15 protein-coding genes and 1 pseudogene are annotated in these 13,110 nt (G+C 72.0%); 11 read left to right on the top strand and 5 right to left on the bottom strand.

Annotation, left to right across the window (positions count from 1 at the left end):
• Window positions 1-93 precede the first annotated feature (93 nt).
• A pseudogene (locus ACFV4F_RS26385) lies at window positions 94-405 on the bottom strand (transposase family protein); the annotation flags it as partial.
• A gap of 396 nt (window positions 406-801) precedes the next feature.
• On the opposite strand from ACFV4F_RS26385, the gene ACFV4F_RS26380 reads away from it, so the two are divergent.
• Window positions 802-1,296 (top strand): RICIN domain-containing protein, encoded by a 495-nt coding sequence (locus ACFV4F_RS26380; protein ID WP_380447583.1) that lies wholly within the window; start codon window positions 802-804, stop codon window positions 1,294-1,296.
• 233 nt (window positions 1,297-1,529) lie between these two features.
• On the opposite strand, the gene ACFV4F_RS26375 is transcribed toward ACFV4F_RS26380, so the two are convergent.
• The 3 genes from ACFV4F_RS26375 to ACFV4F_RS26365 form a co-directional block, all read right to left on the bottom strand.
• Window positions 1,530-2,006, bottom strand: coding sequence for a transposase (locus ACFV4F_RS26375; protein ID WP_380505988.1), 477 nt, complete (start codon window positions 2,004-2,006; stop codon window positions 1,530-1,532).
• 48 nt (window positions 2,007-2,054) lie between these two features.
• A complete protein-coding gene (locus tag ACFV4F_RS26370) occupies window positions 2,055-2,549 on the bottom strand; it encodes a DUF6188 family protein (protein WP_380505985.1) in 495 nt (164 codons plus the stop codon).
• Window positions 2,550-2,758: 209 nt separating this feature from the next.
• On the bottom strand, window positions 2,759-4,102 hold the full coding sequence (locus ACFV4F_RS26365) for a tetratricopeptide repeat protein (RefSeq protein ID WP_380505982.1): 1,344 nt from the start codon (window positions 4,100-4,102) through the stop codon (window positions 2,759-2,761).
• Window positions 4,103-4,274: 172 nt separating this feature from the next.
• Between ACFV4F_RS26365 and ACFV4F_RS26360 the strand changes: the two genes are divergently transcribed.
• The 3 genes from ACFV4F_RS26360 to ACFV4F_RS26350 are packed head-to-tail and all read left to right on the top strand — an operon-like array spanning window position 4,275 to window position 6,077.
• Entirely contained in the window at window positions 4,275-4,856 is a 582-nt protein-coding gene (locus ACFV4F_RS26360; RefSeq protein WP_380505979.1) for an ATP-binding protein, read from the top strand.
• Window positions 4,857-4,908: 52 nt separating this feature from the next.
• Window positions 4,909-5,601, top strand: a complete 693-nt coding sequence (locus ACFV4F_RS26355) for a phytanoyl-CoA dioxygenase family protein (protein ID WP_380505976.1) — start codon at window positions 4,909-4,911, stop codon at window positions 5,599-5,601.
• A 44-nt stretch (window positions 5,602-5,645) separates the two neighbouring features.
• Window positions 5,646-6,077: a hypothetical protein gene (locus ACFV4F_RS26350; protein WP_380505973.1), complete on the top strand. Its 432-nt coding sequence runs from the start codon at window positions 5,646-5,648 to the stop codon at window positions 6,075-6,077.
• 55 nt (window positions 6,078-6,132) lie between these two features.
• On the opposite strand, the gene ACFV4F_RS26345 is transcribed toward ACFV4F_RS26350, so the two are convergent.
• Window positions 6,133-7,377: an MFS transporter gene (locus ACFV4F_RS26345; protein ID WP_380505970.1), complete on the bottom strand. Its 1,245-nt coding sequence runs from the start codon at window positions 7,375-7,377 to the stop codon at window positions 6,133-6,135.
• A gap of 214 nt (window positions 7,378-7,591) precedes the next feature.
• Between ACFV4F_RS26345 and ACFV4F_RS26340 the strand changes: the two genes are divergently transcribed.
• From ACFV4F_RS26340 to ACFV4F_RS26310, 7 genes are all read left to right on the top strand, one after another.
• Complete coding sequence (locus tag ACFV4F_RS26340) at window positions 7,592-8,413, top strand: lipopolysaccharide kinase InaA family protein (protein WP_380505967.1); 822 nt, start codon at window positions 7,592-7,594, stop codon at window positions 8,411-8,413.
• Window positions 8,414-8,546: 133 nt separating this feature from the next.
• The gene (locus ACFV4F_RS26335) at window positions 8,547-8,711 is read left to right on the top strand and encodes a hypothetical protein (protein ID WP_380505964.1); all 165 of its coding nucleotides are present in this window, start codon (window positions 8,547-8,549) and stop codon (window positions 8,709-8,711) included.
• Window positions 8,708-9,271 carry a peptide deformylase gene (locus ACFV4F_RS26330; RefSeq protein ID WP_380505961.1) on the top strand — a complete coding sequence of 188 codons (564 nt, stop codon included), beginning with the start codon at window positions 8,708-8,710 and terminating at the stop codon, window positions 9,269-9,271. The genes ACFV4F_RS26335 and ACFV4F_RS26330 overlap by 4 nt, the downstream gene beginning before the upstream one ends.
• A gap of 44 nt (window positions 9,272-9,315) precedes the next feature.
• Entirely contained in the window at window positions 9,316-9,897 is a 582-nt protein-coding gene (locus ACFV4F_RS26325) for a hypothetical protein (protein ID WP_380505958.1), read from the top strand.
• Between the two features lie 122 nt (window positions 9,898-10,019).
• Window positions 10,020-10,538 (top strand): universal stress protein, encoded by a 519-nt coding sequence (locus tag ACFV4F_RS26320; RefSeq protein WP_380440413.1) that lies wholly within the window; start codon window positions 10,020-10,022, stop codon window positions 10,536-10,538.
• 233 nt (window positions 10,539-10,771) lie between these two features.
• Window positions 10,772-12,112: a hypothetical protein gene (locus ACFV4F_RS26315; RefSeq protein WP_380505955.1), complete on the top strand. Its 1,341-nt coding sequence runs from the start codon at window positions 10,772-10,774 to the stop codon at window positions 12,110-12,112.
• A gap of 189 nt (window positions 12,113-12,301) precedes the next feature.
• On the top strand, window positions 12,302-12,976 hold the full coding sequence (locus ACFV4F_RS26310) for a cutinase family protein (RefSeq protein WP_380440417.1): 675 nt from the start codon (window positions 12,302-12,304) through the stop codon (window positions 12,974-12,976).
• Window positions 12,977-13,110 lie beyond the last annotated feature (134 nt).

The raw sequence follows: 13,110 nt of genomic DNA, 5'->3' as shown, positions 1-13,110 counted from the left end.
CCCGCTACGAGAAGACCGCCACCGTCTACCAGGCCGGACTCCACATCGCGGGCATCTTCATCTGGTCCGCCCGCTGATCCGAAAGAAAGTCCCTAGTTGGTCAGCGAGGCGGCCCGTTCGACGCTGGTAGCGCTCCAGCAGACTGGGCACCTGCTCACGGAACGTCTGCCGTCGACAGCCCAGCACCGGGCAGGCCAAGCGGCGGACGCGCACCGCCACCAGCACCCGCCGGCCATCCGCCAGCACGTCCGCCGCCGTTCGACGGTGGAACCCGTGCACCCGGTCCGTCAGCGCCCCGCAGGCCGGGCAGGGCGCCGGACCGTCCTGGGTCCGGGCCATCACCCGGATCACCTCGCCCTCGTCCACCACGTCCTCGATCGCCAGCGGCGACAGCCCGGAAAACACCGTGCCCACAAGCTCATTGACATCTCGCAGGACCTGCCAACGGCGCCCGCCGCACATCGTTACCACCGACTACGGGACGGGGCCGTTCATTGGGCAGACCCTTCGACGGCGTTGCGGAGGAGCTGCTTTCGGATGTGGCTGGACACCGACCATGCTGAATGAACATACTGTGCCCGGATCGCACGCCATGCGACACACGATCAGTTCGATGCGCTCCCATCCTGGGCGCTCCTTCATCGGCGACCCGGGCTTCAGTGCTCGTGGGTCGCCGCCGTGTGCCGGGCGGGCGACCGCCCCTTGCCAGAAGTTCCAGCCCTCCGGGGCTCCTTTCGGCATGGGCGCGCACCATACGGCCCGGCAGGCCGAGACATTAAAAGATCCAAGATCCGGGGAAACATGATTCGCAAGTTTTCGACCGCGCTCTTCGCGCTGGTCGCCATGATCGGGTTCACCTCACTCGCTGCAAGCCCCGCGCAGGCCGTCGGCAGCTCGGTCCTGTGGAACACCGAGAACAAGTGCGCGACCCCTGAGGGGAACAGCACCGACAACGGCACCGTGGTCACGGTCTGGTCCTGCACGGGCAGCAGCCTGCAGAACTGGCACTGGGAGGGGATGCTCCTGGTTCACGACGTGAGCGGCAAGTGCATGACGCCCCGCGGCAACGCCTCGGGTACCAACGGCGCCGTGCTTACTCTGTGGACCTGCGATCCCTACGCGACGTCCAGCCCGCAGCGGTTTGATTACAACCTCGACCAGGAGCGGATCTGGACCCTGCACGGTGGCAAGTGCATCACCTCGGAGGGCAACTCCCTGGACAACGGGACCTGGCTGACGCTGTGGACCTGCGGCGACCCCGGGAACCACCCCCAGTCGTGGGCCATCGTCGGCTGACGAACCACCGGCTCACTAGCGTCACTGGCCAACCCGTCAGGCCGAGCTGATCAAGCAGGAGTTCGAGCTGACCGACTGACCCCTGAACGCAGAAGGGCCCTTTCCGCGATTGCGGAAGGGGCCTATCTCTCGTTCTCCGCAGGGGTATTGGCGCCCGGGGACGTCAGCCGACTCACCTCCGGCGATCACCCAGTGAGCTTGCTCCGCTTTGACGGACACCATCGGTGTGGTGGTCAGGCCGCCAGGACGGTCTCGTACTCGACGGGACTGCGGTAGCCAAGGCCGCTGTGCAGCCTTCGCATGTTGTACCAGGCTTCGATCCACTCGAAGATCGCGGTGCGGGCCGCCGCCCGGCTCGACCACGGCCGGTCGCCGGGCAACTCCCGCTTCAGCGTGGCGAAGAACGACTCGGCGAGCGCGTTGTCCCGGCACTGCCCGGTACGGCCGACCGACAATCTGACATCGAACTTGCCTGCCGGAAGAGCGAATTCGCGACTCGTGTATTGGCAGCCGCGATCCGAATGGAACACCACCGGGTCGGCTGGGCAGCGGGTGCGGCAGGCAGCCCGAAGCGCGTCGGCGACTAGTAGTGCTTTGTTAGGAGGCTTGTCACATCGTCCGTCGAACGCTGCATCAACCGCCTGAAGAACTGGCGCGGCCTGGCCACCCGCTACGAGAAGACCGCCACCGTCTACCAGGCCGGACTCCACATCGCGGGCATCTTCATCTGGTCCGCCCGCTGATCCGAAAGAAAGTCCCTAGCCTCGCCCGGACCAGACCGCGAGTTTCCCGCCCGGCATCGAGATGATCCGCCAGCCTCCCGGGCCCAGCACTTCCCATGCCTCGAACGACGGGTCCGCCCGGCTGTTGAGGTGCCAACCGTTGTCGAAGACCAGCCGCATCGAGCCCGACTTGAAGGCCACCGCCGACAAGACTGTTGCTCCGAACAATCCGATTGCCGCCGTCACATCCTGCCGCCCCGGATCAAGGATGACGTCCTGGCGGCCGTCGCCCACGCCCTGGGTGAGGGCGAAGGGGCATCCAAGAACCACGCGCGCCTCCGTGCCGAGAAGCAGGGACAGCTGGTAGCTGATGCCGATCTCGACAACGGTCAGACCCCTGAGATTCATGATCCAACGGTCGTCGTGCTCGGCCAACGAGGATTCATTCACCACCGAACGATGCACCGCGGAGCACCGCCACAGCCAGCCGATTCGTCCCCACTGCTTCGCGGCGCTGACCAGTGGTTCCACGCGGCTTGTCCAATTTGCTATCCGCTGGACACAGCGGTCCGGAATTGGACAGCGAAGCGCGGAACCTACAGTAGGCGCCCGACGTAGCCTGCGGGCATGGCGATCCAGCGTTATCTGGGGTTGTCAACCTGATCTCGTAGGTCAGCCCGGAATCAGACGTTCTGTTGATAACTCCGGACCCCCGCCCCCGCCGGAATCGCCGAGGTGGCTCAGGCCGGACGGGGAGCGATCGGCCGGGCACGGTCGAGGAGTTCGCGGACGTGGGGGTTGCGCCGGTGCGGGCGGGGCGCGGAGAGCATCGTGCGGAAGCGGTCGTCGGCCCGGCCGGACCGGACGTGGGGGAAGTCGTCCAGGGCGAGGTTCCAGTTCTGGACGGCCTCCTCCAACCGGCCCGCTTCGAGCTGCCATTCGGCGAGCATCGCGCGGTGGCGGACGCGGGCCCGGCGGTACACGGCGGGGCGGACCTTCTCGGAGTGCTGGAGTGCGCGGATCGCGCCTTCGCGGTCGCCGAGCTCGTAGTTGACCTGGGCGACGTGGTACGAGAGGGAAGCCGGGTCGTAGGAGCCGTGGGCCTTGGCCTTGGACTCGGCCTGTTCCATGGCGACTTCGGCCCCGCGGAGCATGGTCAGGGCGCCGGCGCGGTCGCCGGTCTGGGCGAGGGCGTGGGCCTGCTGGCCGGCGAGGAAGGCGCGCATCCGCGGTCCGGCCTCGGGTGAGGCGGCAGCGGCGGCGTTCGCGTACCGCAACGCGGGGGCTCCGTGGCCGAGTTCGACGGCCTGGACGCTCATGCCGCGCAGGGTCGTGCAGTAGGTGAGGTGGTCGCCGGCGGCGAGAGCCAGCTCCAGGGCCTTGGTGTAGTAGCTCTGGCCGAGCAGGTCCAGGCGCTCGTCTACGGCCATGTAGCCGGTCAGGTAGAGATGGTCCGCGGCGGCGGACAGCATCGCCCTGCGGACCTCGTCGGAGGCGGTGGCCTTGAGGTACGGGGCGATGTTGTTGACCATGAAAGCGGCGGCCATCGGGCGGGCAGTCCGGCCGCCGAACCGGTCGTCCAGTTCGCTGATCTTTTCGGTCATGGCGATCACGGACTCGACCTCGGCCATGCCGATTCGGGCGTGCGGGTCGGTTTTCAGCCGCTCGAACCGACCGAGGTGGTCCGGCCAGCCGGGGATGGTGAGGGCGACCGAGTACAGGCCGGCTCCGAGTACGCCCCTGCGCGATGGGTCCATGTCCGTAACCCCCAAGTCGATCAGTCCCGCCACCGTATCCGTGGACTGGGGCTGAACGTCAGGCTCATCGGCGAATCCCGCCTCGAACGCGGTGACGGGCCGCCCCAGTCGGCGGGTCAGGGTCTCCAGGACCACCTTCCGGTACTTCGCCATGGGGCGGGTGCCCGAGAGCCAGTGCGAGACGGCGGATTCGTCGTACTTCAGTTTGTAACCGGCCTCGGTGCCGGCCCGGTTGACCGCGCGGGCGAACTCGCCGTTGCTCGCCCACCGGCATTCGACGACCAGCGCGGCGAGCTTGCCGTTGGGTGTCCGTTCGCGTGCTGCCATCGCCGCCCCCGGGCCGGGTTTCAAGGGATTCAAGCATCCGGGGTGTCTCTACCGTGTTCACGCCCAGTGCACACCTGTTGACTCGATGTCAGGCCGAGCGAGAGCCCCGGGAACGGCGGACCACCTCGGCTTCACGATCGGCGGCACCGCCCACCCGCTCGTCCATTCCCGGGTGGCTGGCGCCGCTCTCCAGGCCAGCGCCGAAGGGTTCCTCACCGTGGTCGTGCACTCCCATGTCTTCTTCCTGACCCGAGATCCGGTCTCCGTCCCCGCCGCCCGCCGCAGGGTGAGGACCCGCATCGTCGGCTGGGGCGTCCTGCTCGACGAGGACTCCCGGCTCGCGCTGGACACGGTCACCTCCGAACTGGTGACCAACGCCGTCCGGCACACCCAGAAGCCGATGCTCACCGTCGCCGTCTACGTGAGCGTGCGGCTGCGGCGGGTTCTCGTCGAGGTCTACGACGGCTCGATCGAGCTGCCGCCGCGCCGCCGGGCCGGTGCGGACGCGGAGAGCGGCCGGGGGCTGGCGCTGGTCGAGTGCTTCGCCCTGGCGCACGGGGCCGAGCGGACCGAGCGGGGCAAGCGCGTCTGGGCCGAGCTGGCCCTGCCCGAACAGCCCGTGACCCGGCGCCACCTCCTGGCCGTCCCCGGCCGGGCCGTGCGAGCCGCCCTCCGCGTGCTCCCACACCCCGGACGCTCCCCGATGCGGCCGCCGTTCGCGCCCGGCAGCACCCGCCCCCGCACCGCCGCCTGAGTCGGCACCTCGCACCGCCCAGGGAAACACCGTCTCGAAGGGATCGGACCTGATGACCAGTGTGACCAGCGCAGACGGAATCCTCGGTCGCCGCGGACTGCGGACCGGCGTCGAATGGTCCGCGCCAGCAGCCGCCTACGCCCGTGCCGCCCAACTCGTCGCCGAGCACCGCGCCCGACACCAGGAGATCGTCCGCAACCCGCACCTGAGCGCCGAGTGGGCCCGCGCGACCGTCCGCGCCCCGCAGCTGCTGGCCGCCGTCCAGGACGCCATCGGGCCGGCCGTCGCGGTGGAGAACACCTTCCTCGTGGTGAAGTGGCCCCACCGCGCCTTCGAGATCCCCTGGCACCAGGACGGCATCGACGCCCGGGTCGAACTCGACCCCGACCGGTCCGTTTCCGCCTGGCTGGCCATCAGCGACGCAACCCTCGACAACGGCTGCGTTCACGCCGTCGCTGGCTCCCACCACTTCGGCTACCTGCCGTTCTCCTCCGAGGCCGAGAACGGCGCCGACCGAGGCCGGGCCGACCAGGCGACCGGCTTCACCGCCGACACCACCACCGCCCTGCCGCTCCGCGCCGGCACCGCCCTGCTCATGGACAGCCGCCTGCTGCACCGCTCCGGCACCAACACCAGCGACGGCGCCCGCGTCGGCCTGAACGTCCGCTACGTCGCCCCCGGCGGCATCCGCCGCCGCGACCACCAGAGCCCCAGCCCCGACCCGGTCACCGGGACGGGCTGGTAGCACCACCCAAGGGATCAACACCCCACCGAGAGGAGCACAACGCCGTGACCATCCTCGAAGAGATCGCCACCCGCGAGGACCTGGTGACCCGGGTCCGCGTCCTGACCGGGGAGGACGCCGACGCGGCCCGCCGCGCCGACAGGACCCCGATCGCCAAGTCCGACTGCACCTACTACTGCCCCGACGCGGCCACCGCCGAGCGGTGCATCCAGTCCCTGCGCGAGTCCGACGAGCGCCTGCGCAACCGCCCCGAGGAGCTCATGCTCTGGGACTGGCAGTGCACCTACTGGGAGGCCGAGCCCGGCAACCCGAACGGCGGCGGCACCGTTCTCCTCGGCGTCGCCTGGTACGACCTGGCGTTCTTCGACGACCGGCGCGACGCCTGGTTCGGCGCCATGCACCAGCGGATCTACAAGGACCTCGGCATCCCGCTGGAGGACATCACCGTCACCCACTGGCAGCTGATCACCGGCTGACCTGAGCACCACCAGCACACCGGCCGGGCCCCGCACCGCGGGGCCCGGCCCGTGCTCAGTCGCGGGCCGCAAGCTCCGCCACCGGCTCGACCTCCGGCAGCGGACTGCGCCCCCGGGCCAGGGCCACAACCAGCACGGCACCCGCCCCGCCGACCAGCGTCACCGCCAGGCCGCCGGCCAGGAACGCGGCCCTCGGGCCGCTGGCGGCGAGCGCCGGGACGAACAGCATCGAGACCGTCCCGCAGGTGCGGATCACGGTCAGGTCCACCGTCAGCAGCCGCCGCCGGGCGGCCGGAGGGAACAGCGCGAAGTGCGTCGACAACGCGATCTGCAAAAACGGCGACACCGCCCCGGACAGCAGCGACAGCGTCAGCAGCACCGGCAACGACCCTGCCAGCCCGGTGGCCGCCAGCACCAGCCCCGACACCGCCCACGCCCCGCAGTACACCGCCGTCAGCGGCGCCGGCAGCCGCACATTCCCGGCCACCAGGTTGCCCGCCAGGGCCCCGGCGCCCGTGCAGGCCAGCACCGCCGCGTAGGCGCAGGCCCCAGCGCCGAGACGGGCGGCCAGCAGTGCAGGCAACGCCAGCGACACCGCCCCAGCGAAGATCCCGATCCCGTGCACGGCCAGCACCACCCCCGTGTCCGGGTGGGTCCGCACCAGCGACCAGGCGCCCGGCCGCACCCCGGCCTTCTTGGGCCCGGTGTGCGGGGCGGCCGCGGCCGGCCGGACGCGGGCGGCCAGCAGCACCAGGGCGAGCGCCGAGACGGCGAACGTCGCCGCGTCCACCCAGAACAGCCCGGCCAGCGGCATCACCGCCAGCAGCAGCCCCGCCGCCCCAGGGCCGGCGATCCGGGCAATCCGGCCGGTCAGGTCCATCAGCCCGCTCACCGCCTGGACCTCGCCCGGCCTGACCAGATCCGGCACCATCGCGCCGAGGTTCGGGTCGAACAGCGCCCCGCCCACCCCCAGCAGAGCGGCCGAGACGATCAGCCCCACCGCGCCGAACTCGGCCCACGCCCACGGCAGTGCGGCCACCAGGACCAGCCGCACCGCGTCCACCACCGCCAGCGCCCGCAGCGACGCGAACCGGTCCATCAACCGGCGCCCCACCGTGCCCAGCACGATGTACGGCAGCGACTCGGCGACGGCCACCAGCCCCATCGCCCCGGCGCCCGCGTGTTCCCACGCCATCCACATCACGGCCATCGCGTACAGCCGGTCGCCGAACACCGACGCCGTCTGCGCTCCCCACAGCAGGAGCACAGGCCGGCGCCGCAGCAACCGCACGTATCGCATGATCCACTCCGCCCCAGGAAGCACGAAGTCCCGGCAGCGAGCCGCCACCGGGAACTCCCCACACCCTAGGGCAACTTGAAGCCCGAACGACGCAGGCGCCCCGGGGGCGGAACCCCGCCGCCGACGGCCACATCCACCACTCGCACTCAGCCCCGAGATCGGGCAGGCCGGCCACCAGGAGACAGCCCGGACGGCGGCCCCCGGAAGGACTTTCGTGCACCCTCCGATCACCGAGCTCGGCCTCGACGGCGACCCGAAGCTCCTGCACGAGCGACGCGGCACCATCTTCTTCAAGGTCGGCGACACCGCCCTGAAGATCACCGATGGGCTGATGGCCGGCCGCGAGGGCCAGGTGCTCGAAGCGCTTGGAGCCGACCACTACCGGGCCCACGGCCAGTACGGAGAGGGCACCTGGCTGGCCATGCGGTGGATCGACGGCACCAGCCTCTGGGACGCCCTGGAACCCGCCCACCGCAGCAACGACACCCCCGCCACGCGCCGCTCGATCCTGACGGCCGCGGCCCAGGCCGCCGAAGTACTCGCTGACCTGCACGCCGCCGGCTGGACCCACGGCGACCTCCAACCCGACCACATCGTCTTCGAGGTCGACGCCGTGCGGATCATCGACCTGGCCTGTGCCCAAGGCCCCGTCCCCATGCCGTTCTACGTCCACCGCGGCGGCCGGGCCCACACCACCGCCCCCGAGACCGTCGCCCTGATCCTCGACACCACCGAGCACATCGCCACCACCACCGGCGCGGACGTGTGGTCGCTGGCCGCCTCCCTGTTCTGGGCCTGGACCCGCACCCCGCCCACCGACTACCGCGACCCCCAGGCCCGCCGTCCCGACCTGCTGGCCGACATAGCGGCGGGCCGCTCGCACGACATCGCCGCCCTCCGGCCCTGGCCCTTTCCCGCCTTCGAGAACGCCCTGCTGGCCGGCCTTGCCCACGACCCCGGGCTGCGACCCTCCGCGCACTCGCTGGCCAGGTCGCTCCGCGCCGCCCTCACCGAGGCCGCCAGCGTCCGCGAGTAGCAGCCCGGCCCCGGCCGGAGACCATCAGACACACTCACTCGAAAGCGAGCCCGAGCGATCCAACGTCCACTACCGCGAACACCCGCTCACCTGGGCCGAGTTGGCGCTCAGAGCCTCATGCCGGGGCGAGGACATGCGATGGCAGGCCAAGCACGACCGCGACGCGTTCAAGGAGGTCTGGCTCCTGTTCGACAACGAGCACGGCCGCTTCCCGCTCTACCCGGGCGACGCCACCTGGATCGAGTACGCCTACAGCGTCGGCGCCGACAACCCGCAACAGACCAAGGAGACCAGGTGATCGAGGTGCGGCCCAGCCAGCAGATGCAGTCCCTCGGCGTCATCCAACAGGGCACCCCCATCCTCAACCGGCAGGCGGAGCCCTTCGACCTACCGACCGAACGGGCCACCGCGCAGGCCGTGATCGACGAACTGTTCACCGCCGTCGACCGCATCGGCCGCGTCCACTCCTTCGCCAAGGGCATGGGCCTCGCCGCCCCACAGATCGGCATCCCCCGCGCCGCCGCGATCGTCCTGCCACCCACCCCCGGCGCGGAGCCGATCATCCTGCTCAACCCGAAGATCACCGCCGTCTCCGACGAGACCGACGAACAGTACGAGGGCTGCCTCAGCTTCTTCGACGTCCGCGGCATGGTCCCGCGACCCCTGCGGATGGACGTCACCGCCGCAGCCCTCGATGGCACCGTGACCACGGTGCCGTACGCGTTCGGCCTCGCCCGACTGATCGCGCACGAGATCGACCACCTCGACGGCCTGCTCTACACCGACCGCATGCGCTCCGGCGTCCAGCCGATCCCGGTCGAGGAGTACCGCGGCACCGGCTCCACCTGGAGCTACTGAGGCGGGCCGGACGGGGGAGTAGGCGCCCGACGTAGCCTGCGCACATGGCGATCAACGGCTTCGGTGCGACCGAGTTCCAGCTGGTGCTGCTGCGCAGGATGGCCGACTACCGACCCGACCTCGTCGAGGGCGCGGTCCGGCGGCTCGGGGCCACCCGGGCCGGGATGCGGGAGGCGAACAAGCGCTGGCAGGCGATGGTCCGCGCGCCCGGTTTCCCGCGCGCCGCCGCCCGCTACGCCGCCGTCCTCGGACCGCCCGGGGCGAGCGTGGCGCGGCCGATCGGGGACCTCGCCTGCACCGCGCGGCAGTGGGAGCTGCCGCTCTGGCCCGGCCTGCGCTTCGAGATCCTGCTCGGCCCGGCCGACGCCGGCGCCCCGCTGCTCAACGAGTGGCTGGTGCGTGCCGCCGGCACCCCGGCGCCCGAGCTGCGCACCCCCGCCGACCTGGCGCCCTGGAGCTGCGTGGTCGGCGACGTCGCCACCGCCTTCCCGCCCGCCGTGCCGCGCGAGGGCAGCGCCCCCACCCGCTTCCAGCTGGACTTCGGCGTCCCGGACGAGGACGGGCGGGTGCGCGCGTACACCGCGGACTTCACCTGGGGGCTGCTCCAGGAGGTGCGGGAAGCGTGAAGGGCGTGACCGGGAGATGAAAGGAAGGATTCAGTTTATACCTTGCATTTGCAGGTCGATGCGGGACTGTGTCAATGTAATCGCAGACATCAAGCGGGATTGACACGGGAAAGCGAAGGATCATGTCGTACGGCGCACGCGTCATCGTCGGAGTGAACGGCTCGCTGCACAGCCTGACCGCCCTGCACCGCGCGGCGGCCGAGGCCCGGGCCCGGGGCGCCGTCCTCGTGCCGGTGCTCGCCTGGACCCCCGTCGGCGGCGAGCGCAACTACCGTGCGCAGCCCTGCCCGCCGCTGCTGCGCGAGTGGGAGGACGCCGCCCGCACCCGCCTGGACCGCGCGCTGGAGGAGGCCTTCGGCGGCCTGCCGATCGGCGTGCCGGTGGAGCCGATGGTGGTCCGCGGCCAGGCCGGGCCCGTCCTGACCGGGCTGGCCGAGCGCCCGGGCGACCTGCTGGTGGTCAGCACCGGCCGCCAGGGCGGCGCGCGCGGCAGGCTGCGCCGGCTGCTGCCCGGCTCCGTCACCCGTCACTGCCTCAACCGGGCGCGCTGCGGCGTGCTCGCCGTGCCGCCGTCCGGTCTGCTCGACGACCTGCGCGCCCTGCACCGCGGCATCGACCTGCGCGAGCTCGTCGCCGCCTGACGGGCGCCGCGCCGGTCGGCGGGTGTCGTGCCGGGGAAACTCCGCGCCCGGCATGCTCCGCACCGCCCGGCGGGCACCGTGCCCGGGATGCTCCGCGCCGCCCGGCGGGCATCGCGCCCGGGAAGCTCCGCGCCCGGCATGCTCCGCGCCTAGGATGGGGAGCGGTTCCCGGAGCCGGGGTTCCCCCACCCGCGAGCCGGTGTGGCCCCGGCTCCTGCGAGGTTCGTCCCGCCATGGCGCATCCCCTCACGTTGCTGCGGACGGCGATGGGCGTGTCCCAGGCCGAGTACGCCGGTCTGGTGGCCCGGGCCCACGCCGACCTGGGCCTGGGGCAGATGGCCGCCCGCCGGGAGAAGGTGTCGCGCTGGGAGGCGGGGCGGATCGTCCCCGAGCGCTCCGCCCAGCTCGCCATGGCGCGCATCCACGGCGTCCCGGCCGGCGAGGTCCGCCGCCTCGGCTGGCCGCACTGGCTGCACCTGGCGGGAGCGGAGGCGGCCGAGGCCGGCACCGGCACGCCCCACGACGGCCGGCGGCCGTCCGCGGAGGACCGCTGGTCCGCCTTCGCCCTGCAAGGCCCCGCACTCGCCGCCCGGCTCACACGCACACTGGCCCTGCTCGGCGCCGCCGGGCCCGGATCCGGCCGCGCCCCGGGCCGCGAGGGCCCGCCCCTGCGCGAGGAGCGCCTGCGGTGGACCGAGGCCAGGACGACCGCCCTCGAACAGTACGAGAACGGCACGCTCGTTCCGCTGGGCGCGCTGTACGCCGCCGCGCTCGCCGAACACCGCCTGGCCGTCCACCTGGTGACCACCACCGGCTATGACGGGCCCACCGCCCGCCGGCTCCTGCGGCTCGTCTCCCGCACGGCCCTGGTCTGCGCGTGGCTCGCCAGTACCCTCGGCCAGGAGCCCAGGGCCGAGCGCCACAACCTCGCCGCCGTCCGCGCGGCCGCCGCCGCGGGGGACCCCGGGTGCGTGTCGGCCGCCCTCGCGCAGCTCGCCAACCGTCACATCATCGCCGGTGACGCGGCCGACGCCCTGGCCGTCGTGCGGGCCGCCCGCCTCGCCGACCCGCACCCCGCGCCGGGCGGATCGGCCGGGCTCCACCTCAAGGAGGCGATCGCCCTGGCCCGCCTGGGGGAGGGCGAGGCCTGCGCGCGGGCGCTGGACCGGGCGGACGCCGTGGCCGGCACCCCCGACGACCGCCACCCGCCCGACCCCTCCGCCGAGTTCGACCTGCACGAGCGCTACCTGCCCGTCGCCCGCGCCACCGCCTGGCTCCACCTCGGCTGGCCCCGCCGGGCCCAGCCGTACTTCGGCCCGCTGACGCACCCCCGGCCCCCGGCGTCCGCCGCCCCGCCGTCCCCCTACACGCCCCTGGCCCTGCTGTACACACTCGACGCGCACCTCGCCCTCGGCGAGCTCGACCTCGCCGCGGCGACCGTCCACCACGCCGTCGACGTCACCGGGGCCCTCCCGCCCGGCATCGCCCTGCGCTACCGCGAACGGCTGGCCCCGCACCGGCACGAGCCCCTCATCGCCGGGGCCCTCGACCACCTGGCGGACGGCGCTCCCTGACGGGCCGGCGTTCTCTGGCGGACCGGCACCTCCCCGCGCCGGGAGCTGTACGAACGACCGTCCACCACGCGCTTCATCGCGATGTCATCGCCCGCTGTCACTGTCGTCCGGACACCTCGGCCGACCGCCCAGCGCACCGCACCACACCGGAGAGCGGACGCGTCGGCCCACTGCGTGGGGAGAAATCGAATGCGAGCACGAAAGATCGCGGCCGCGGCGGCCGGACTCCTGATGACCACCGGGCTGACGGCGGCCCAGGGCACCGTGGCCCAGGCCGCCACGACGCGCGTGACCGCTCCGTGCGAGGGCACCTACACGATCGTCGTCGGCGGCACCGGCAGCAAGTGGTGGGACGACGGCTTCCGCGGCAACATCCAGCAGCACGTCGGGTATCCCACCGACATCCCGAACGGCGCGAGCACGCGCGCGGGCGTCAACGAGCTGAACCGGCTGGTGCGCGACCAGCGTGCCGCGTGTCCGGGCCAGCACGTCAAGATGGCCGGGTACTCCCTGGGGGCCGGCGTGGTGCATGTCTGGGTCAGCGAGAACTGGCGGACCTTCGACAACGTCAACGCCATCCTCGTCTCGGACCCCAAGCGCCAGGGCCCGCCCGGGGCCAACGGCGGGGCGGTGCCGTTCGGCGGCCTCATCGGCTACCCGCTCGCCGGCGCCGACCGCAACTTCGGCAACGTGCCGGTCAAGACGATCTGCAACTGGGACTACGTCTGCGACGAGTCGGCCGGCATCTGGACCTACCCGGCCAACCACGTCAACAACTACAACGTGGACCGCGACATGGACCACCACAACGACAGCGCCAACGAGGAGTGGTACAACGGCGTCTGGCACCCCGCCTCCTGGTAGGCGCGCGGACGCGCACGGCACGCACCACCCTTCGGGGGCCGCGCGGCTGGGCGGGCGGGGGCCCCCCCGCCCCCGCGCTAAAAGACGCCCCCCACCAAGAAGGCCTACTAAGAAAATCTAACGCACGCCGAAGT

The organism is Kitasatospora sp. NPDC059722 (genome assembly GCF_042733235.1).
Taxonomy (GTDB): Bacteria; Actinomycetota; Actinomycetes; order Streptomycetales; family Streptomycetaceae; genus Kitasatospora.
This window is presented reverse-complemented; position numbering and strand designations above follow the sequence as displayed.

What these genes read in the sequence shown, in the direction of transcription:
- ACFV4F_RS26345 (WP_380505970.1), bottom strand. Translation starts at nt 7,377, where the DNA reads ATGCGATACGTGCGGTTGCTGCGGCGCCGGCCTGTGCTCCTGCTGTGG.
- ACFV4F_RS26315 (WP_380505955.1), top strand. Translation starts at nt 10,772, where the DNA reads ATGGCGCATCCCCTCACGTTGCTGCGGACGGCGATGGGCGTGTCCCAG.
- ACFV4F_RS26320 (WP_380440413.1), top strand. Translation starts at nt 10,020, where the DNA reads ATGTCGTACGGCGCACGCGTCATCGTCGGAGTGAACGGCTCGCTGCAC.
- ACFV4F_RS26365 (WP_380505982.1), bottom strand. Translation starts at nt 4,102, where the DNA reads ATGGCAGCACGCGAACGGACACCCAACGGCAAGCTCGCCGCGCTGGTC.
- ACFV4F_RS26310 (WP_380440417.1), top strand. Translation starts at nt 12,302, where the DNA reads ATGCGAGCACGAAAGATCGCGGCCGCGGCGGCCGGACTCCTGATGACC.
- ACFV4F_RS26355 (WP_380505976.1), top strand. Translation starts at nt 4,909, where the DNA reads ATGACCAGTGTGACCAGCGCAGACGGAATCCTCGGTCGCCGCGGACTG.
- ACFV4F_RS26380 (WP_380447583.1), top strand. Translation starts at nt 802, where the DNA reads ATGATTCGCAAGTTTTCGACCGCGCTCTTCGCGCTGGTCGCCATGATC.
- ACFV4F_RS26325 (WP_380505958.1), top strand. Translation starts at nt 9,316, where the DNA reads ATGGCGATCAACGGCTTCGGTGCGACCGAGTTCCAGCTGGTGCTGCTG.
- ACFV4F_RS26335 (WP_380505964.1), top strand. Translation starts at nt 8,547, where the DNA reads ATGCGATGGCAGGCCAAGCACGACCGCGACGCGTTCAAGGAGGTCTGG.